A 20,021-nucleotide genomic window follows, 5' to 3' on the forward strand; every position below is an offset into this window, starting at 1 on the left:
GCACAAGCGAGCTAGGAAAAAAACATATATGGCTGCGTGATATCGAGTGGGGTGGCTCGGGCATGTCCGAGATAGTCGAAGACGGCCGTGGTCGGCATGCGGGTGACGAGCTCACCTTCCTTGACCTCCTCCGTATCCTGCTGCGGCGCTGGCCGTGGATCGTCGCGACGGCGCTCCTCGTCACGGTGGCGGCCGCGGCGACGGCTCGGGCTCCCCTGGTCGTCGCGGACACCACGATCACCGTCGTGCCGGCGCGCAGCGCTGATCCGCAGTTGCAGGGTGTGTACACCAGCCTCCAGCCCGAGGCCGTCCTGAAGCACAACGCTCGCGCGACCCTCGTCGGCGCCGTCAACACGGCTGCGCAGACCGGCGCGTTCAGCGGCGACGGATCCCCCTTCGTCGACATCGACACCGAGGGCACGATCCTGATGCGCCTCACGACCGCGCCCGCGGAGGCGGAGGCGGCCGCGGCGCTGCTGCAGGCCTCGGCGGAGGCTTTCGCGCGCGCGCAGCAGGAGGTGCTCGAGCGACGGGTCGCCGACATCGCGTCGCGCATCGAAAGCCAGAGCGCCGCGATGTCGGTCTACGATACCTCCCAGGCGGAAGTCCTCGACATGCTCCGGGGCCTATCGGAGGCGAGCCAGATCCTGGTCGTCCCCGATCTTGTTCGCAGCCGGCTGGAGCTGAACGAGACGCGCCGCGCCGTCCAGGTGGCGATCACCGACCTCGAGCGCGCCCGCGAGGCGCTGACGCCCGTATCGTCCGGGCCGGTGTCGACGACCACGCGCATGGTCGGGGTGAGCTGGCTGATGAGCGTCGCGACGGCGCTCCTCCTCGGCCTCGTGATCGGCGTCGTCCTCGCGCTGCTGGTCGAGGCGGTCGCCCGCGTCCGGCGCGTTCGCCGCGGCGCCTGAGGGGGCGCGATCAGCCGGGCGGCGCCTCGAAGCGCTCGAGGCGCAGCGCCGAGATCTGGTCGGCGATGATGCCCATGAGGAACACGAGCAGCCCGCCGAGGGCCGCGACCCCGCCGAGCACGGGAACGCCCTCGCCGACCGCGAGCGCCATCGCCAGGCTGTAGACGACCGCGAAGCCTGTGAGGACCGCGGCGACCGGCAGGAAGACGCGCAATGGGTCGAGCAGGGTCGTGAGCCGGATCATCAGGAGGATCGTCCCGAACCCATCGCGGAAGATCCGCACCGTGCTCTTGCCGACGCGCTCGCGGATGCGGATCGGCACGAAGTCGACCGCGTAGCCGCGCTTCATCAGCACGAGCATCGAGGTCGTCGAGGCCGAGAAGCCGAGCGGCAGGAGGTGAGCGTAGCGGCGGATGACGTCGCGACGCATGATCCGTAGGCCGCAGTTGAGGTCCGGCACCTTGCGCTGCACCAGGAAATCCGCGAGCCGCCCGAGCACCCACTTGCCGGGCTTGCGCTTGAGCGGCACGCCCTGCATCGTCTGGCGCCAGCCGCTGACCATGTCGAGGTTCTCGGCGAGCGCCTTGGCGTGCAGCCTCGCGAGATCCTCCGTGTCGAACTGCCCGTCGCCGTCGAAGAAGGCGACGTGCGCGCCGCGCGCGTTGGCGATGCCGGTGCGCCAGGAGGCGCCGTAGCCGCGGTTCACCGTGTGGCGGATGGTCCGCACTTCCGGGATCGCCGCGAGCGCCGCGGCCGTGCCGTCGCTGGAGCCGTCGTCGACGACGAGGACCTCCCACTCGGGGAACCGCGCGGCGAGACCCCGTGCGACCTCCGCGATGGCGCCCTCCTCGTTGTAGGCGGGCACGACGATGGTGACCGGCGGCGGAGCCGCCTCGACCGCCGCGACAGTCGTCTCGGCCCGAGCCTCGGCCCGCATGGCGCTGTCCCCGCTCATGCCGCGTCTCCCGTGCGAACCGGCTCGGCGATCGTCAGCGCATTGGCGCCGAGCATGAAGCCGCGGCGCGCGACGCGCCGGAAGCCGGACTGCGACAGGAGGGTCGCGAGCTCGGCGTCGTCGACGGCGGGCTTGCGGACCCACGGGTCGCGGAACTTGTGCCAGACGCGCATGACGGCGGGGTTCGACATCGTGAGGACGAGGCGGCCCGTGGGCCGCAGGATGCGATGCGCCTCGCGCAGCACGTCGAGCGGCGCCTCGAAATAGTTGAGGGAGGCCACGATCGTCACCGTGTCGACGCTCCCGGTCTCGAACGGCAGCGTCGCGAAGTCGGGCGCGACGAGCACGTCGTCCTGCCCGCGCGCGTCGATGTCGACGCCGCGGCCCGTGCCGTGCCGGCGCACGATGCGGTTGTCGCCGCAGGCGAGATCGACGACGAAGCCATTGATCGCGCACAGCACGACCCGTGTTCGCCATTCGCTGAGCAGATACCCGAGTGGGTCGCCGCCGCCGTAGAGCCCCGACCGCGCCATGTCCGTTCCGTAGCCCCTTCTCGCCCTCGCGGAGGCGTCTCTATCAGCACTGCGGCGGTTGCGCGACCCCCCGTCGGCGGCGGATCGCTCCCAGACCGCGCTTGGCGATCGCGACGCCGGCGTCCTGGGCGCGCTGCAGCCACCACCCGGCCGCCTCGTCCGTCCAGCGTTCGGGGTGGACGTTGAGATGGATGCGCGGGTAGCGGCAGGCCGAGACCGCGTCCGCCAGGTCGGCGAGCGTCGCGATCTCCGGCGCGCGGAGGGCCGCGGGAATGCGGTCGCGCAGGTTGGCCGTCGTGTCGGCGAAGGTCCTCCCGCTGTCGGTGAGGTAGAGCACGCCCGCGTGCGGCAGCGAGCGGGCGAGGTCGCGAACACCGAGATCAGCGGGGTCGATGCCGTCGAGTACCGTCACGTTGTCGTGCCGCGACAGCGGGCTGCCGTGCGCGCACACGGTCGTCACCGGAACGAGGGCCCGCAGCTCGGCGAGATGGCGGCGCATCGCCGCGCGCGCACGGACACGGTCCCCGTCCGTCCGCGCGAGGTCCTCGTAGTGATAGCCGATCTCGTGGCCGAGGGCGGCGATCGCGCGGATCGCCTCCACGTCGAAGCCACCCCGCGCACGGCGGACGTAGTAGGAGGCGCTCACGCCGAGCGCGGCCTCGCGCCTCGCCATGGCGAGCGCGCGGCCGGCGCGCCGGTCGACGTCGTGGCGCAGGAGGATCGCGGGGCGCTCCGGCCAGCCGTCGGCGAGCGCGCGGCCCGGCAGCAGGGCGTAGCCCGCGGCACGCGCCGTCTCGAGGAAGCGGGCCCAGCCGCTCACGCGGAACTCCTGCGTCATCGCGCGTCGCTCCCCTCCCCGCCCGCGGTCGGACCCAGGCCGAGCGCGTCGCGGAACGGCCGGTCGGACACGAGGACGAGCGCGAGGCCCGGTAGGGTCGCGAGCGAGAACAGGATGCGGAAGGCGAGGAAGACGCCCCCGTAGGCGAAGGCGCTCGAGGTGCCGTCGAGGAGGAGCGCCGCCTGAGCGAAGGCCGCCTCGGCGACGCCGAGCCCGCCGGGCGTGAGTGGGACGAGGCTCGCCAGGAACGAGGCGGTCGTGAGGAAGGTGCTCGATGTCAGGTCGATGCCGGGCGCGCCGAGGGCATCGGCGACGATCAGCACGCTGACGATCCCGACGAGGTGGATGAGGCCGGCCGAGACGAACGAGACGACGAGGGCGACGGGCCGCGCCGACGCCGCGAGAAGGGCGAGGGCGACATCGCGCGCGAACGCGCGCATCCGGGAGTGCGGCGGACCGCCGCCATCCCGCGTGTCGAGCCTGCGGCGCAGCGGCGCGGAGAACGCCGCTGCCAGCGCAACCGCCGCGACGCCGACGACGACGCCTGCGCCCGCCACCCTCCCGATCGCCGCCACCGCCTCGGGAAGCCGGTCCGCCATCGCGAGCGTCGCGCCCGCGAGGAGCGCGACCATCGCGGCCAGGCTCACGAGCTTGTCGATCAAAAGGCCGACCATCGCCGACGCACGCTGCCGCGAGGCCTGGCGGAGCAGCAGCGCCGCGCGCACGGCGTCGCCCCCCCAGGTACCGGGAAGGACGACCGTGCCGAACGTCGCGATCAGGTTGATCCGCGTGACGGCTCGGAGCCCGATGCGCACGCCCTGCGAGACGAGCAGGAGCCACAGCCGCACGCCCGCGAGCAGGATCTGGCCGAGGCTCAGCGTCACCACCGCGACGACGGCGCCGGGCATCGCCGCGAAGGCGGCCAGGTCCTCGACACGGATCAACTCGAAGTGATACAGAGCTGCGAAGAGGGCGACCATGACGCCCAGCTTCAAGACGGCCTGAACCATGAGCGGCGCGTATCTCCCCTCTCGCGGGCCGAGCGTTCATAGGTCGGGTTCGCCGCGGCGGCAAGCCGCGAGCCGGCGAAGGTGCGGGATACGGCGGTGACGGGCGACGCGCGAACGCGAGCGACATCGAGGACGACCCCGGCGGCGTGGCTCCTCGGCTACGTGCTCGGCCGAGCCGCGCCCGCGGACGCGGTCGATCGCCTGCTCGAGCGGATGGCGGACGCGCCCGACCTGCCGGGCCGCCTGCCCGCCCTCGGATGGGCCGGGCGCTTCACCCTGCGCGTTTGCGAACCCGTCCTGCGTCGGCGCTCGCCCGCCTGGCGCGCCTGGCTCGACGCGGCGACGCTCGTCGCGGAGGCGACTCCGGAAGGCGCACGCGTCTTCTATGCCCTGCCGAACCGGCACGATGCGCGTGGATCCGCGCTCGGCGCGGCCGTCGTCGCCGCGGGCGCCATCCTCGAGATCCCCGCCTTCGTCGCCGCACGCCTCGTGCGCCGGCGCGCCGCACGGGGCTGAGCCGCGCCCGTGGACGACCTCGTCATCATCGTCGGCAGTGGACCCGCCGGGGTGAGCGCGGCGCACGCGCTCCTCGAGAGCGGCGTGCGCGTGCTCGTGATCGACAACGGCACCGGTCCGCGCGCGCATGTCGAAAGCGAGGCGCCGGAGACGATCTGGGACGTGCGCGCGCGCGATCGCGGGCAGGCGGCGACGCTGCTCGGCCTCTCCCCGAGCGAGGAGGGCGGCGCGAGCACGCCCAAAATGCGTATCCCCGCCTTCCGGCACGTGCAGGAGGGATTCGGTGCCGATCTCGGGCTCGACGCGGACGGCGTGATGCCGACGGGCGCGCGTGCCACCGGGGGCCTCAGCCGGATGTGGGGCGCGGGCGTGCCGCCCTATCGCGCCGCCGACATGGCCGGCTGGCCCATCGATGCCCCCGCGCTCGCCGCCTCCTTCGCCCGGGTCGCGCGCCGTATCGGCGTCGCGGGCGACGAGGACGCGGCCTTCTACGGCTCCGCGCCCGCGGCCGCGCAGCTGACGCCTCCGCTCGTGCCGCCCGATCCTCTCGCGCGCGCCCTCGAGCGCAGCCGAGCCGGTGGTGCCGCCCTGCGCGCGCAGGGCTTCGCGCTCTCCCTCGCGCGCAACGCGGTCGCGACCCGCGATCTCGGCCGGCGGCGGGCCTGCTCGGCCTGCGGGCGCTGCCTCTACGGCTGCCCGACGGGCACGATCTACGATGCCGGAGAGGAGGTGCACGGGCTCGTCGGCCACCCGCGCTTCACGATCCGGCACGGGATCGTCGTCACCCGGGTGGCGCGCGGGGATGGCGGGTTCGTCGTCCACGGGCGCGGGCGCGACGAGCCGCCGGGCACCGAGCGCGAGATCGCCGCCGCGGCCCGCGTCGTGCTCGCGGCCGGCACGATCGCGACCACGACGCTCGTCGCGCGCCATCTCGGGCGGCTCGACGACGCGTTGCCGCTCCAGGCGCACCCCGCCTTCGCCCTCGCCTTCATCGCGCCGGGCCGCGTCGGCGGCTCGATGCCGGAACGCTTCTTCGCCCTCTCCTCGCTCTCCTTCGGCGTCGCCGACGAGGCGGCGGGAGCCTACGAGGGGCCGCACACGCCCGAGATCGGCTTCGGCTCGGTCTTCCCCGCGGCGTCGGTGCCCGCGAGCGAGCTCGTGCTGCGCGCGCCGTTCTCGCGTCCCGCGAGCGCCGCGCTCGTGCGGCTCCTGCAGCCGGCGATGGCGCTGGCCAATTGCTACCTCCCCGGCCGCTATGCCGACGTCGCGCTGACCGTGGGCGCGCAGGGCGTGCGGCTGCGGGGGCGGCACGCGGCCGAGTTCGAGCCCGCCTATCGCCGCGTGCGCGCACGCGTGACGCGCGCGTTCCGCACGATCGGCCTGCATGCCGTGCCGACGAGCGCGACCATCGCGCATCTCGGCTCGGACGGGCACTACGTCGGCGGCGTCCCGATGAGCGCCCCGGGGGCTTCCTGGGGGTGCGATCGCGACGGCGAGGTGATCGGCGCGCCGGGCCTCCACGTCGTCGACGGCGCCGCCCTCCCGGCGCTCGCCGCACGCCACCCGACCTTCACCATCATGGCGAACGCCGACCGGATCGGCCGACGCCTCGGCGAACGCATCGCGCGCGGCGAGGCGGTCGCGGACCCCGGCCGCGCGACGACACAGGGAGCACCAGCATGAGCCTTCTGGCACCCCAGCCGCGCTACCGGCTCTACGGCGCGCTGCAGAACTACGTCGCCGTCGCCGCGGCGGTGGCGCGCGGCCCCTCGGACGGCACGGACGAGCTCGCGTCGATCGAGGCGGCGCTGGCCGCGCAGCACGGCGTCGCGCACGCCGTCTTCGTCAACCAGGCGCGCGTCGGCCTCTACCTCCTCGCCCGCGCGGCGCTCACGCCCGAGCGTCCGCGGGTGGTGCTGTCGCCCTACACCATCCACGACGTCGTCAACATGGTGATCGCGGCGGGCTGGGAGCCTGTCTTCTGCGACATCCGACTCGACACGCTCAACATCGATCTCGATCGCGCCCGGGCGCTGATCGAAGCCGATCCGCGCATCGGCGCGCTCCTCGTCACCCATCTGCACGGTGCGGCGGTCGACGTCGCGCCGATCCAGGACCTCTGCCGCGCGCGCGGGATCGCGATCCTCGAGGACGCCGCGCAGGCGACCGGTGCGCGCGTCGGCGGGCGTCGCGTCGGCACGCTCGGCGACGCCGGCGTGCTCAGCTTCGGCCTGATGAAGAACGTCAACAGCCTCTTCGGCGGCCTCGTCCTGACGGGCTCGGACGCGCTCGCCGCCGCCGTCCGGGAAGGGCAGAGGGACTGGCCGGTGATCGACCGCGGCCGCCTCGCACGGCGCCTCGCGCAGGGCCTGAGCCTCGAGGCGGCGACCGCGCCGGGCATCTTCGACCTCGTGACCTACCGCGTCTTCCGCGCCGGCTTCCTCTCCCAGGTCGGGCCCGTCAACCGGCTCTCGCAGTCCGAGGTGGCGCCGGTCCTGCGGAGCGAGTTCCCCGACGCCTACGCGCGGCGCCCGAGCCTGACCCAGGCGCGCCTCGCCGGCCGGCAGTTCGCCTCGCTCGACGCCCACGCGCAGGAACGCATCGAGAAGGCGGCGATCTACGATCGTGCCTTCTCCGGGATCCCCGAGGCGATCGCGCCCCGCTTCTCGCCGGACGGATCGCACGTGTTCATGCAGTACCCGGTCGTCGTCCCCGACCGCTTCGCCTTCATCGCGCACCTCCTGCGCGCCGGGCGGGATTGCGCGGGTCAGCACCTGAAGAACTGCGCCGCCCTGCCTTGCTTCGCGCAATGGGCCGCGGATTGCCCGAACGCGGCACGGGCGGAGAATCAGGTCGTGCTGCTGCCGACCTATCCCGGCTATCGCATGGAGGAGGTCGAGAAGACGGCCGCCGCGGCGCGCGCCTTCTTCCTGGGCTCGCGCGGAGCGACCGGCGCGCACGCCACCGCGGCATGACGGCTGCGGCCGGCCCCGTCGCGCCCGCGCCGCGTCGCGCGCTCGCCCGCCGATGACGCTGTTCGTCGTCGCCCTGACGATCCTCGCCGCGTTCCTGCTCGCCGGCCTCGCGACCATGCCGCGGCGCGGCTGGGGCGCGGCCTCGACCGGGGACGACGGGGACGCCACGGGTGCGCTGCTCATCGCGCCGACGGTGGGCGGCCTCTCGCTGATCGTCGTCGCGTGGCTCGATCTCCTGGTCCACGGGCGCCTGTCCGCGCCGGGGCTCGCGATCGCCGCGGCGCTGGTGGTCGCGGGCGCGGCCCGGCTCGTGCTCGCGGGCGAGCGGCTCGCCGCGCCGACGCTGTGCGCGGCCGGCCTGGCCGCCCTCCTCGCGCTGGTCGCGGGCCTGCCGTTTCGCAGCCACCTCGCGCCGCCGGACGTCGACAGCCAGCTCTACGCCTACTTCACCTGGCTGATCGGCAGCGACCGCGGCTTTCCCGTCACCCGGATGTTCGGGCCGGACGGCCCCAGCCACGTCTACCTCGCGACCGCCGGCAACGACGCGCTGGCCGCGGTCGTGATGCGCCTGACCGGCCTCGGTGCCGGCCTCGCGCAGATGTATCTCGCGATCGCCTGGGTCGTCGCGATCCTGCTGTGCGCCTTCGTCGTCGTCCGGCGGCTCGCTCCCGGGCTGCCGACGTGGCTGTGCCTGCTCGCCCTCGTGCTCGCCTTCAACTCGGCCTTCGTCTGGCAATACGGCGGCGGGTCCTACGGCCGCGTGCCGGCCTCCGCGGCGCTCGTGGCGATCGCCGCGCTCCTGGCGCGGGGCGGCGAGGGGCTTCCCTCCCGCGCGACCGCGATCGCCATCGGCTTCCTGCACGGCGCGATGCTCTACATGCATGCGCGCTTCTTCGTCTGGGGGACGGTGATCCTCGGCCTCTGGATCCTGCTCGAGCTCTGGCGCGGTAGGCACACGCCCGGCGCCGCGCGCGCCCTGCTCTTCGTGCCGCTCGCCTCCGCCGTCACGATCCTGCCGGTGGTCCTCGCCACCTTCGCGAACCTCGACCTGATCGCCGGGCGCACGCTCTCGGCGGAGGACGGCGGCATCCTCTCGCGGTACTACGAAACGTGGTTCCCGGCGCGGCTGTGGGCCAACTTCGCCCGCTTCCAGGGCCTCGTCATGCATCCCTTGATCGCGATCGGCCTCGTGCTGGCGATCGCGCGCGGGCGCCTGCGCCCGGTCGAGACCTACGCGCTGTGCGCCTGGGTGGGCGTGCTCGCCTTCCACTTCGATCCCCTGGTGACGGCGGTCGCGCCCGTCCTGCGCGGCGTCCTATACGCGGACACCGCCGCCTTGTCGGATTTCGTCGTGCCGAAGGTCGTGTTCGGCACCGTCGCGCTTCTCGCCCTCCACGCGCGGCTGGCGCGGGTCGAGAGCGTCGGCACCCGGCGCACGCTGGTGAGGCTCGTCGCGGTCGCCGTCGCCGCGCTCGTCGTGGACGCGGCGCTGAAGGGGAACCTCTACACCCGCGCGATCTGGAATTTCCTGACACGTCTTCCCGGGCCGATGTGGCAGGAATTCGCCTATGCGACGCTCCTCGCCGTCGCCGCCCTCGTCTTCGCGCGGCGTGCGGTGGCCTTCGCGGGCGCGCGCTTCGCCACCGCGCTCTGCGCCGCCGCGCTCGCCCTCCTGGGCGCCTACGAGCTCGACAACGCGCGCTTCGCGAACACCGAGCTCTACCCGGAGGCGCACGCCGCGTTCCGCTGGCTCGCCGAGAGCACGGATCCCGACCGAACGCTGGTGCTGACCGCGGCGAACCTCGACGTCTCGAGCGCGGCCCTCGCGGAGAACTGGCCCGCGGACGCGGGCGTTCCCCGCGTCTTCGACTGGTCGCTGCCCTGGCTGCCGATCGTCGCCGAGCGGCCCGCCGTGTTCCACCGAGCCAACCTCGTCGCGCGCTTCAGCGACGTGCTGCAGGTCCGCGAGGGGGAGGCGCTCCCGCTCGCCGCGCTCGACCGCGCCTTCTTCCGCCTCGACGATCCCGGGAGCCTGGCGCTCCTGCGGGAGACGGGCGTGACGCACGTCTACGTCTCGGGCCGCATGAGCGCCGTCGTCGTCCCCGTCGCGGAGCGTGCGACGGGGTTGCGCCGCGTGTACCGGGAGACGGTCGCGGACGTGCCCGGATGGACGGTCTCGATCTACGAGGTCGTGCCGGACGCCGCCGACGCGCGCTGAGCGCCGGCCGCGGCCGCGAAGCCGATCGCCACGAGTGCCACGAACGACCACCACCAGGCCTGCCACAGGCCGTGGCTGACGCCCGTCACCGCGAAGACGGCGCAGACGGTCGCCGCGGCGTAGGGCAGGAGCGGGTTCGGGCACGCGGCGAGCACGCGGCGCAGCACCCAGGCGAGCGCCGCCGCCGCGAGGAGGGCTCCGAAGGCCCCGAGCTCGAACCAGATCTGCAGGACGCCGTTGTGCGGATGCCCGTAGGCGAGGAGCGACAGCCGCTCTGCACCGAGCCCTGTCGCCTCGCGCAGCTCCGCCGCCGCGACGCTCGCCTCGATGCCGTAGCCGAAGATCGGTCGCAGCCAGTAGAGCGCCGCGTACTCGCGCCACATCTCGCCGCGGATCGTGATCGTGCCGTAGGTGAGGAACGCGTGGACGCGCTCGGGCACGAGGTCGTTGGCGAAGGGCGCGATGATCGGCGCCGCGAGGAAGACGCCGAGGAGCGCCAGGAACAGCGCGACGACCATGCGCCGCCCCCCGAGCAGCGTCGCGGCGAGCACGAGGGCCGCGACGCCGTAGGCCAGGAGGGCGGACGCGCTGAGGGAGTGGTAGGCGGTGTAGGCGACCGCCGCCCAGAGCACCGCGGCGAGCGGGAGGCGGCCGCGTCTCGGCAGGGTCGCGGTCGCGAGCGGCAGGAGCACGACGATGGCGACCGCGGCACGGTTCAGCCGGTAGGTGTCCTGCGACAGGTCGAGCGCCGTGCGGACCGGGGAGCCGTAGGCCATCTCGACGCCGATCAGCGCCGCCGTGACGAGGATCGCCCCGGCCAGGAGTCCCCGCGGCCAGGTCGGCGGGTCGCGCACGACCGCGGCGATCGCCACCGACGCGAGCAGGATGTTTCCGAGGAGATGGGCAGCGAAGGTGGCGCCGCGCTCGGGAACCGGCGACCAGGCGACGCTCACGACGGCATAGAGCGCGAAGGCGCCCGCGAGCTGCGCGCCGCGGCTGCGCGCGGCCCCCGCGAGGGTCGTCTCGAGGGTCCGGGAGGCCGCGGCCACACCCAGCGCGACGAGCGTGGCGAGAACCAGCAGGACGGGCGCGATGCCCCGCGACGCGACCATCAGCACGGGAGCGAGCGCCGAGATCCAGAGCACCGCCGTCATGGGCGCTCGCCACGGGCGGGCGCCCGCACGGTCGTTCCCGGCAGTCCCCGAAGTGTCGGAGACCGGCCCGGTCTCTCTCGGTTTTCGCACTGGGGAATCCTTTTGCGCGCCCGGACTCGGCGTGATAGACCCCGCTCCGGTCGGCGGGTAGCCGACATCTTCGGAAGACTCAACCCCTCGCGGCCCGATATTCCCCCGATGCGATCCACGTACAAGCGTCTCCTGGCGAGCATTCACGACACGGTCATGGCGATGGTCGCCATGCTCATCGCCGTGATCGCGCGCTACGGTGGCATCGATGCGCTGCCCGACGACGAGGGCGTCCTGCTGTGGGTCCTCTCCTTCGGCGTGATCGCGACGATCGTCTTCCAGGCCTTCGGGCTGGGGCGCGGCATGTGGCGGTTCGCGTCGGTGACCGACCTGCGCACGATCGTGGTCGGCTCGACCGTGGCGATCCTGGTCTTCCTCCTGCTCCTGTTCTTCGTGACGCGGCTCGACGCGTTCCCGCGCACCGTGCCGCTGATCGCCTGGTTCGTGATGATCGTCCTGCTCGGGGCGCCGCGGCTCGTCTACCGGGCGCTGAAGGACGGCGGCCTCGCCGGGCTGCGCCCCCGCGACCTCGCCGACGCGACGACCCAGCGCCTGCTGATCATCGGCACCGTCAGCGAGGCCGACAAGGTGATCCGCACCTACGCGCTCGAGAACGCGCGGGGCTACAAGGTCGAGGGCATCATCGACTACAAGGCGACCAAGCGCGGGCGCAAGGTCCGCGGCGTCCCGATCCTCGGCGACCTCGACGAGCTCGTCGCGATCGTCGCACGCCTGTCGCGGGCCGGCACGACCATCGACGCCGCCGTGCTCGCCGGCTCGCCGCAGGACACCGGGCGCGCGCAGAAGCTCGCCTCCAGCGCGGCCCAGCTCGGCCTGCCGCTGCGGCGAGTCTCCCTGTCCGGCCTCGGCGGCAACTCGCCCAATCTCGAGAACATCACCCTCGACGACCTGCTCGGGCGTCCTCCGGCCAAGCTCGATCTCGAGACGATCCGTGGCCTCGTGGCCGATCGCGTCATCGTCGTCACCGGCGCCGGCGGCAGCATCGGCTCGGAGATCGTGCGCCGGCTCGCCACCTTCGCCCCCACGCGGCTGGTGCTCGTCGACAGCTCGGAATACGCCCTCTACCGGATCGACCAGGAGTTGTCGAGGACGGCACCCTCCCTGATCCGCCGCCCCGTCATCGCCGACGTGCGCGACCTCGAGCGCCTGCGCGCGCTGATGAAGCAGGAGCGCCCCTCCGTCGTCTTCCACGCGGCCGCCCTCAAGCACGTGCCGCTCGTCGAGGCGAACCCCTGCGAGGGCGTCATGACCAACGTCGTCGGCAGCCGCAACGTCGCGGACGCCGCGATCGAGGCGGACGTCGACGCGCTCGTGATGATCTCCACCGACAAGGCCATCCGCCCGACGAGCGTGATGGGCGCGACGAAGCGGGTGGCGGAAGCCTATTGCCAGGCGCTCGACGTCAGCGGCGTGCGCACGCGGTTCATCACCGTGCGCTTCGGCAACGTGCTCGGCTCCACGGGCTCGGTGGTGCCGCTGTTCAAGCGACAGATCAAGGAAGGCGGGCCGATCACGGTCACGCATCCGGACATGAAGCGCTACTTCATGACCATCAAGGAGGCGGCGGAGCTGGTCCTGCAGGCCGCGGCCGTGGGCATCGGCAAGCCGGAGCAGCGCGGGCGCATCATGGTTCTCGACATGGGCGAGCCGGTGCGGATCGTCGACCTCGCCCACACCATGATCGCGCTCGCGGGCCTGCGCGTCGGCGAGGACATCGAGGTCGTATTCCAGGGCCTGCGCCCCGGCGAGAAGCTGTTCGAGGAGCTGTTCGACCCCGCCGAGCCGACGATCGCGTCGGGCGCCGACGGGGTGATGGTGGCGGCCGCGCGGATCACGGACCTCGCCGAGATCCGCGCGGTGCTCGACGAGCTCGAGCGGCGCGCCCGCGCCGACGACGCCGACGGCGTGCGCGCCGGCCTCGCGACGATCACGCCGGAGCTGCCGCACGGCGAAAGCGGGACGGCGGGCGCCACGGCGGCCCGTGTCCGGGATCGGCGGGGCGGCCTGGACGAGAGCGTGGCGCCCGCCGCTCAGTGAGCGCGCGCGCCGCGGGGCGGCGGCCGCCGCCGATCAGGCCCCCGGACGATCCGGCCCGGCATCCTCGACCAGCGGCCGGCGGCTATCTCCCCGCATCAGGAGCACGAGCTGGAGGGCGGCGAGCGTGGCGTAACCGGAAAGCGTCGAGACCGCGGCCCCGGGCATCCCGAAGCGCGGGACGAGAACGGCGTTGGCGCCGAGCGCGACCGCGAGCGCCACGAGGTGGCTGACCACGATGTCCCGGTCGCGCCGGCGCGCGTAGAGCGCGTAGTACGGCCCGAGCGCGGCGATGGCGAGCACCGAGGTCCCGAGCATGATCCACATGATCGGCAGCTCCTGCGCGTAGCTAGGCCGATCGAGCCAATCGAGAAGCGGCAGGATCGCCACCGCGGCGCCCGCCGCGAGCAAGACCGCGGCGACGATCGAGGTGAGCGCCATCTTCCGGATCTGGGCGCGATAGCGTGCGATCTCCCGCGCCTGGAACGCGGCGACGATGCCCGGGAAGGCGATCATCACGATGCCGGTGTTGACGAAGGTCTGGATCGTGTTCGCCATCTGGTTGAAGAACACGTAGACGCCCACCGCGCCCGTGCCCTCGTAGGCCTGCAGGAAGAAGCGGTCGGCGTATGTCATCAGCAGGAGCGCGCTGCTCGCGACGAGGAACAGGAGCCCGCTGCCCGCGCCCCGCCGGATCCAGGCCCAGTCGACGGGGGCCCGCAGCGCGCCGTTCCAGGGCAGCTGCGCGATGTAGTGGACGATGATCGCGAGCCCCGCCACCGCGCCGATCGCCCAGCCCGCCCAGATCACGCCGAGCTCGCGCAGGCTCTCGGCGAAGAAGCCGATCGTCACGATGGCGTAGATCCAGATGCCCTGGCGGAAGAAGAGAACCACGTTGGCGGCCACGGGCCGCGACAGCGCGATCAGCAGCCGGTAGCCCTCCTGCGAGATCAGCTCGAGGAAGAGCAGCAGGTAGAACCAGCCGAGCACCGCCGGCGGCAGCAGCTCCATCCAGAAGACGACCAGCGCGAACGGCGAGACCGCGACGTAGACGATCAGACCGAAGACGAGCTGGTCGCGGATGAGCTTGGGCCGCGCCGCATCCGCGCTCGTGATCACCTCGCGATTGGCGTAGAGGTAGAAGTCGAGCCCCACCACCACCGTGCCGAGATAGACCACGGTGGCGAAAAGGCCGTAGAGCCCGAGGTCCTCCGGGCTCATCGTGCGGGCCATGAAGATCGTCAGCACGAACTTGCTGGCGAGCGTCAGCCCGCGCAGCGCGACGCTGTACAGCCCCGGGCGGGTCAGCATGCCAGATGGTCTTCGAACCGGCGCATCCAGACCTCGAGCGCGAAGGGCGCGAAGATCTCGCGGAACCAGATGCGCCCCTGCCCGGCCGGCTGACGGCAGAATTCCTCGTAGCGCGCCGCGAGCGCGGCGTGATCGACGAGACCGGCGCGCACCATGCGGCTGTCGGGCGAGAAGTGCTCGAGCAGGACCGGCCGCAGCGCGTCCTTCAGCCAGTCCGCCTGCGGCAGCAGGAAGCCCTGCTTGTCCTTGCGCCAGGCGATCTCCTTCGGCAGCAGATCGGCCATCGCCTCGCGAAAGACGCGCTTCGTCCAGCCGCCGCCGAGCTTGTGCTCGGCCGGCGCGGGGACCAGCATCTCGACGAGGCGCGGATCGAGGAAGGGCAGACGGATCTCCCGGCCCGTCGCCATCGACATCCGGTCCTCGTAGTGGCACAGCGCCGGCACGGAATAGTGCAGGAGATCGGCCCGCTGCCGCTCCTGCAGCGTGCCCTTCCCGAGGCCGAGCGGCCGCGGCGTGAAGCCCGAGCGCAGCGCCTCGCCGCGGATGTCGCCGGACCCCGCCTTCGCCCGGCCAGGCAGGTAGCGCCGCGCCTCGGCCATCGAGAACTGGCCGAGGATCGAGCCGTTGAGCGCGAACCCGCCGAGGAGGCGCGCGGCGGCGAGCGGGTGCCCGTCCCTCATCAGCTCCTGGACGCGGAAGCCGAGGTACTTCTTGTAGCCGCACAGGATCTCGTCGGCCCCCTGCCCGCTCAGGACGACGGTGATCCCGGCTTCGCGGGCGCGCTTCATCAGCAGGTGGTGCGCCACCGCGCTGAAGCTGCCCACCGGCTCGTCATTGTGCCAGGTCGCCTCGCGCAGCAGGTCGACGGCGTTCTCGGCGCGCAGCGCGAGCGGCACCTTCGTGACCTCTCGGCCCAGGTGCGCCGCCATCCGGTCGATGAAGACGCTCTCGTCCGTGCCGCCGGCGCCGTCGACGGCGGAGAGCAGGGTCAGCGCCTCGTTCGCACCCAGCGCCTTCACCGCCGCCGCGATGGCGGATGAATCGATGCCGCCCGACAGGAGCACGCCGACGGGCACGTCGCTGCGCAGCCGGATGCGGACGGCGTCGATGAAGGTCTCGCGCAGCCGCTCGGCGAGCGCGGCGCGGGAGGTCGCCGGTGCCTCGACGGGGCAGGTCCAGTAGCCGACCGGATCGACGACGAGCTCGGGGGCGTCGAGATCGATCTCGGCGTACGAACCGGCGGGCAGCTTCGTGACGCCCTCGAAGAAGGTCCGCTCGGAGGCGTCCCCGAGCGCCTGGACGAGGTACTCGCCCGCCACCTGCGGATCGATGCCCACGCGCCGGCCGACGAGGGCGAGGACCGTCTTGATCTCCGAGGCGAAGAACAGCCCCTCCTCGCTCCGGGCGAGGTAGAGCGGCTTCTCGGCGCCGCGGTCGCGCGAGATCACGAGCTTGCGGCGGCGGCGATCGAGCAGCGCGAAGGCCCACATGCCGTTGAGGCTCTCGAGCGCCGCGGACGTGCCGTCCAGGCCGAGCGCCTTCTGCAGGACCTCCGTGTCGCTGCGCGTGCGGAAGCCCGTGCGCGCGGCGAGCGTCTCGCGCAGCTCGACGTAATTGTAGATCTCGCCGTTGAAGATCAGCGCGGAGTCGAGCGCCTCGTCGATCATCGGCTGGTCGGCGTCGTGGCTGAGGTCGATCACCGCGAGGCGCTGATGGCCCAGCGTGACCCACCACTCGCCGATCCCCTCGCCGTGCGTGCTGTGCCCGTTGGGCCCGCGATGCGCCTGGGCGCGATGGGCTGCCGCGATCGCGTCGGCGCCGAGGCGGTGGCGGGTCACCGCGCCGAATATGCCGCACATGCCTCGCTCCGCGGGCTGGAATGGGGTCGCGGGACGCGATGTCGCCCCGGCTCGGGGGCTATAGACCCATCGGCACGAGCCGGCAAGCGCGGGTGCGGCGCGTCTGTTGACACGCCTTCGGGGCGCTTCTAGACAGGCGCGGCGACGGGAGCCGGGCGGGTTCCCGACGAGGCCAGACGCGCGCCGCAGCCCGCGTCGCGGGCGAACGGACGCCTCGGCACCCCTGACGTGAAGCGCGCATGACCTCCCACGGCGGCAGAAACGACATCCGCGTCCTCACGGTGTTCGGCACGCGGCCGGAGGCCATCAAGATGGCGCCGGTCGTGCGCCGCCTCGCCGCCGCGCCGGGAGTGACGTCCCAGGTCTGCGTCACCGCGCAGCACCGCGAGATGCTCGACCAGGTGCTCGGCCTCTTCCGCATCGTGCCCGACTTCGATCTCAACGTGATGCGCGCGGGCCAGACGCTCACCTCCATCACGGCGGAGGTGATCGGCGGCATGCAGGGCGTGCTCGAGACCGCGCGCCCCGACCTCGTGCTCGTGCACGGCGACACGACGACGACCTTCGCCTGCAGCCTCGCGGCCTTCTACGCCAAGGTCGCGGTGGGCCACGTGGAGGCCGGGCTGCGCACGGGGGACATCTACGCGCCCTGGCCCGAGGAGATGAACCGCCGCCTCACCGGCGCGATCGCCCGCCGGCACTGGGCGCCGACCGAGCGCGCGCGGGCGAACCTGCTGGCCGAGGGCGTTTCGGCCGACGCCGTCTCCGTCGTCGGCAACACGGTGGTCGACGCGCTCCTCGACGTCGTCGCGCAGCTTCGCGCCGACGCGCCGCTGCGGCAGTCGCTCGACGCGCGGTTCTCCTACCTCGATCCGACGAAGCGCCTCGTCCTGGTGACCAGCCACCGGCGCGAGAACTTCGGCACGGGCATGGAGCAGCTGTGCCTGGCGCTCCGCGCGCTCGCCGCCCGCGGCGACGTCCAGATCGTCTGGCCGATCCATCCCAATCCGCAGGTGAAGGAGCCCGCGACGCGGCTCCTTTCCGGCGAGCCGAACATCGTCCTGATCGAGCCGCAGGACTACCTGCCCTTCGTCTACCTCATGGAGAAGTGCTACCTTCTCGTCTCCGACAGCGGCGGCGTGCAGGAGGAGGCCCCCTCCCTGGGCAAGCCCGTCCTCGTGCTGCGCGACGTGACGGAGCGCCCGGAGGCTGTCGAGGCGGGGACCGTGGAGCTCGTCGGGACCGACCGGAACCGGATCGTCGCGGCCAGCGAGCGGCTGCTGACCGACGCGCAGGCTTACGCCCGCATGGCGCGCGCCCACAATCCCTATGGGGATGGGCGCGCCGCGGAGCGAATCGTGGAGAGCATCATCCGTGGAACAGCATCCTGAACGGGTCTCGGTCGTCGGCCTCGGCTACATCGGCCTGCCCACCGCGGCCGTGCTGGCCAATCGCGGCATCGACGTCATCGGCATCGACGTCGATCCGCGCGTCGTCGAGACGCTCTCGCGCGGCGAGGTGCACATCCTCGAGCCCGATCTCGACGTCCTCGTGCGCGCGGCCGTCAACGGCGGGCTCTTCCGCGCCTCGCTGACGCCGGAGCCCGCCTCGGTCTTCATGATCGCGGTGCCGACCCCCTTCAAGGAGGACCGCAGCCCCGACCTCGCCTATGTCGAGGCGGCCTGCCGCGCCATCGCGCCGGTGCTGGCCCGCGGCAACCTCGTCATCCTCGAATCGACATCGCCCGTCGGGACGACCGAGCACGTCGCCCGCTGGCTCGCCGAGGAGCGGCCGGACCTGCGCTTCCCGGGGGCCCAGGGCGAGATCGACGTGCACGTGGCGCATTGCCCCGAGCGCGTCCTCCCCGGGCGCATCCTGCGCGAACTCGTCGAGAACGCCCGCGTCATCGGCGGCCTGACGCCGGCCTGTGCCGAGAAGGCGCGCGATTTCTACAAGGTCTTCGTCTCCGGCAAGTGCCTGCTGACGACCGCGCGCACCGCCGAGCTGTGCAAGCTCACGGAGAACGCCTTCCGCGACGTCAATATCGCCTTCGCCAACGAGCTCTCGCTCATCGCCGAGCGTGTCGACGTCGACGTCTGGGAGCTGATCGCGCTCGCGAACCACCACCCGCGCGTCCAGATCCTGCAGCCGGGTCCCGGCGTCGGCGGCCACTGCATCGCCGTCGACCCCTGGTTCATCGTCGATTCGGCACCGGAGGAGTCGCGCCTCATCCGCACGGCGCGCGAGGTGAACGACTACAAGCCGCACTGGGTCGTGGGCAAGGTGCGCGCGGCGGCGGAGCGCTTCAAGGCGCCGCGGGTGGCCTGCCTCGGCCTCGCCTTCAAGGCGAACGTCGACGACCTGCGCGAGAGCCCCGCGGTCCACATCGTGGACGAGCTGGCCAAGAGCGGCGTCGGCGAGATCGTGGCCGTGGAGCCCCACATCCGCGCACTGCCGAGGCAGCTCGCCGGTCACGCGAACGTCACGCTCGCGGACCTGCGCGCGATCGAGGACGCGGACATCGTGGTCTGCCTCGTCGATCACGAGGCCTTCCGGTCGATCGACCCGAAGCGGCTGATGAGCAAGGTCGTGATCGACACCCGCGGCATCTGGCGCTGACGCCGCCCGGCGCCCGCGCGGCACATGCGCGGGCGCCTCGGCTTCACCCGGCTGCGCGCGCGAACGCCGCGAGCGCCGAGCGGGTGTCGACGACGGGCGCCCAGCCGAGCGCCGAGAGCGCCGCGGTATCCACCACCAGATCCCCGGAGAGGCGCTCCATCGCCTCCGTTCGTCCGGCGACCTTCGCCGCGAGTGCGAGGAGCGCCGTCGGGCACGGCACGACCCCGGGCGAGCGGCCGAGCCCGCCGCGGATGGCGGCGACGATCTGCGGGGGTGTCAACGGCTCGTCGTCGGCGACGAGGAACGGACGCCGCACGGGCCCGGGCGTCTCGATCGCGACGCGCACGGCGGCGGCGAGGTTCTCGATGGCGAGGAGCGAGCGGCGCGCGCGCAGGCTGCCGAACGGGAGCGGATAGGGGGTACGCGCGAGCCGGACGAGCGCGCGCATGTTGCCCAGCGCGCCCGGCCCGTAGATCAGCACCGGCCGAAGGGCCACCCAGTCGAGGGACGTCTGCCCGAGGCCACGCTCCGCGTCGAGCTTCGAGCGGCCGTAGGCGTCCGTCGGACGGGGCTCGTCGCCCTCGCGCAGGACGTGCACGCTCGTCGGTCCCGTCTGAGCGCGCACGGACGAAAGGAAGACGAAACGCGTCGCCCCGGCGTGCTCGGCGGCCCGTGCCAGCGCGAGGGTCCCTTCCATGTTCACGCTGCGGTAGTCGTCCTCGGGATGCCCGCTCATCGCCTGCGCGAGGCCCGCCGAGTGGACGACGGCGTCCACGCCCTCGAGCGCGCGCGCCATGTTGATCGGGCGCGCGAGATCGCCGATGACGGCGCTGTCCGCCTCGGCCATCCCGTCGACCGGGCGGCGCAGGAGGATGCGCACGCGGTAGCCGTTCGCGCGCAGGTCCGTGAGGAGATGGCGGCCGACGAAGCCGGTGGCTCCGGAGAGCGCGACGAGCCTGCTCATGCCCGCCCCG

Annotated in this window: 16 protein-coding genes; 8 read left to right on the forward strand and 8 right to left on the reverse strand. The window is 72.9% G+C overall.

Going from position 1 to position 20,021, the window contains the following annotated elements; translation table 11 throughout:
* Positions 1–62 precede the first annotated feature (62 nt).
* Positions 63–914, forward strand: coding sequence for a hypothetical protein (locus tag ACTZWW_RS10505; RefSeq protein WP_444780905.1), 852 nt, complete (start codon positions 63–65; stop codon positions 912–914).
* A gap of 10 nt (positions 915–924) precedes the next feature.
* Here ACTZWW_RS10505 and ACTZWW_RS10510 read toward each other — a convergent pair whose 3' ends face one another.
* The 4 genes from ACTZWW_RS10510 to ACTZWW_RS10525 are packed head-to-tail and all read right to left on the reverse strand — an operon-like array spanning position 925 to position 4,250.
* The gene (locus ACTZWW_RS10510) at positions 925–1,869 is read right to left on the reverse strand and encodes a glycosyltransferase family 2 protein (protein ID WP_444780906.1); all 945 of its coding nucleotides are present in this window, start codon (positions 1,867–1,869) and stop codon (positions 925–927) included.
* The gene (locus ACTZWW_RS10515) at positions 1,866–2,402 is read right to left on the reverse strand and encodes a methyltransferase domain-containing protein (RefSeq protein ID WP_444780907.1); all 537 of its coding nucleotides are present in this window, start codon (positions 2,400–2,402) and stop codon (positions 1,866–1,868) included. Before ACTZWW_RS10515 ends, ACTZWW_RS10510 begins: the two co-directional genes overlap by 4 nt.
* A 43-nt stretch (positions 2,403–2,445) precedes the next feature.
* Positions 2,446–3,240, reverse strand: coding sequence for a hypothetical protein (locus ACTZWW_RS10520; RefSeq protein WP_444780908.1), 795 nt, complete (start codon positions 3,238–3,240; stop codon positions 2,446–2,448).
* Positions 3,237–4,250 carry a lysylphosphatidylglycerol synthase transmembrane domain-containing protein gene (locus ACTZWW_RS10525; RefSeq protein ID WP_444780909.1) on the reverse strand — a complete coding sequence of 338 codons (1,014 nt, stop codon included), beginning with the start codon at positions 4,248–4,250 and terminating at the stop codon, positions 3,237–3,239. The genes ACTZWW_RS10520 and ACTZWW_RS10525 overlap by 4 nt, the downstream gene beginning before the upstream one ends.
* Before the next feature lie 96 nt (positions 4,251–4,346).
* Between ACTZWW_RS10525 and ACTZWW_RS10530 the strand changes: the two genes are divergently transcribed.
* The 4 genes from ACTZWW_RS10530 to ACTZWW_RS10545 are packed head-to-tail and all read left to right on the forward strand — an operon-like array spanning position 4,347 to position 9,959.
* The gene (locus ACTZWW_RS10530; protein ID WP_444780910.1) at positions 4,347–4,766 is read left to right on the forward strand and encodes a hypothetical protein; all 420 of its coding nucleotides are present in this window, start codon (positions 4,347–4,349) and stop codon (positions 4,764–4,766) included.
* A gap of 9 nt (positions 4,767–4,775) precedes the next feature.
* Positions 4,776–6,449 (forward strand): GMC oxidoreductase, encoded by a 1,674-nt coding sequence (locus tag ACTZWW_RS10535; RefSeq protein WP_444780911.1) that lies wholly within the window; start codon positions 4,776–4,778, stop codon positions 6,447–6,449.
* Positions 6,446–7,741, forward strand: a complete 1,296-nt coding sequence (locus ACTZWW_RS10540) for a DegT/DnrJ/EryC1/StrS family aminotransferase (RefSeq protein ID WP_444780912.1) — start codon at positions 6,446–6,448, stop codon at positions 7,739–7,741. Before ACTZWW_RS10535 ends, ACTZWW_RS10540 begins: the two co-directional genes overlap by 4 nt.
* A gap of 52 nt (positions 7,742–7,793) precedes the next feature.
* Complete coding sequence (locus ACTZWW_RS10545; protein WP_444780913.1) at positions 7,794–9,959, forward strand: hypothetical protein; 2,166 nt, start codon at positions 7,794–7,796, stop codon at positions 9,957–9,959.
* Here the strand turns inward: ACTZWW_RS10545 and ACTZWW_RS10550 are convergent.
* Positions 9,923–11,113, reverse strand: a complete 1,191-nt coding sequence (locus ACTZWW_RS10550; RefSeq protein WP_444780914.1) for an O-antigen ligase family protein — start codon at positions 11,111–11,113, stop codon at positions 9,923–9,925. The genes ACTZWW_RS10545 and ACTZWW_RS10550 overlap by 37 nt on opposite strands.
* 198 nt (positions 11,114–11,311) lie before the next feature.
* On the opposite strand from ACTZWW_RS10550, the gene ACTZWW_RS10555 reads away from it, so the two are divergent.
* Positions 11,312–13,261 (forward strand): polysaccharide biosynthesis protein, encoded by a 1,950-nt coding sequence (locus tag ACTZWW_RS10555; protein WP_444780915.1) that lies wholly within the window; start codon positions 11,312–11,314, stop codon positions 13,259–13,261.
* A 33-nt stretch (positions 13,262–13,294) separates the two neighbouring features.
* Here ACTZWW_RS10555 and ACTZWW_RS10560 read toward each other — a convergent pair whose 3' ends face one another.
* Together ACTZWW_RS10560 and asnB are read right to left on the reverse strand one after the other, a co-directional pair.
* Complete coding sequence (locus ACTZWW_RS10560) at positions 13,295–14,569, reverse strand: lipopolysaccharide biosynthesis protein (RefSeq protein WP_444780916.1); 1,275 nt, start codon at positions 14,567–14,569, stop codon at positions 13,295–13,297.
* The gene (gene asnB, locus ACTZWW_RS10565) at positions 14,563–16,428 is read right to left on the reverse strand and encodes an asparagine synthase (glutamine-hydrolyzing) (protein WP_444780917.1); all 1,866 of its coding nucleotides are present in this window, start codon (positions 16,426–16,428) and stop codon (positions 14,563–14,565) included. The genes ACTZWW_RS10560 and asnB overlap by 7 nt, the downstream gene beginning before the upstream one ends.
* Positions 16,429–16,667: 239 nt before the next feature.
* On the opposite strand from asnB, the gene wecB reads away from it, so the two are divergent.
* Both wecB and wecC read left to right on the forward strand, forming a co-directional pair.
* The gene (wecB, locus tag ACTZWW_RS10570) at positions 16,668–17,819 is read left to right on the forward strand and encodes a non-hydrolyzing UDP-N-acetylglucosamine 2-epimerase (protein WP_444780918.1); all 1,152 of its coding nucleotides are present in this window, start codon (positions 16,668–16,670) and stop codon (positions 17,817–17,819) included.
* Positions 17,803–19,047, forward strand: a complete 1,245-nt coding sequence (wecC, locus tag ACTZWW_RS10575) for a UDP-N-acetyl-D-mannosamine dehydrogenase (RefSeq protein WP_444780919.1) — start codon at positions 17,803–17,805, stop codon at positions 19,045–19,047. Before wecB ends, wecC begins: the two co-directional genes overlap by 17 nt.
* A gap of 43 nt (positions 19,048–19,090) precedes the next feature.
* Here wecC and ACTZWW_RS10580 read toward each other — a convergent pair whose 3' ends face one another.
* The gene (locus tag ACTZWW_RS10580) at positions 19,091–20,011 is read right to left on the reverse strand and encodes an NAD-dependent epimerase/dehydratase family protein (RefSeq protein ID WP_444780920.1); all 921 of its coding nucleotides are present in this window, start codon (positions 20,009–20,011) and stop codon (positions 19,091–19,093) included.
* Between the last annotated feature and the right edge of the window lie 10 nt (positions 20,012–20,021).

Origin of the sequence: Salinarimonas sp. NSM (assembly GCF_052380005.1) — a bacterium.
In the GTDB taxonomy this organism is placed as follows: domain Bacteria; phylum Pseudomonadota; class Alphaproteobacteria; order Rhizobiales; family Beijerinckiaceae; genus Salinarimonas.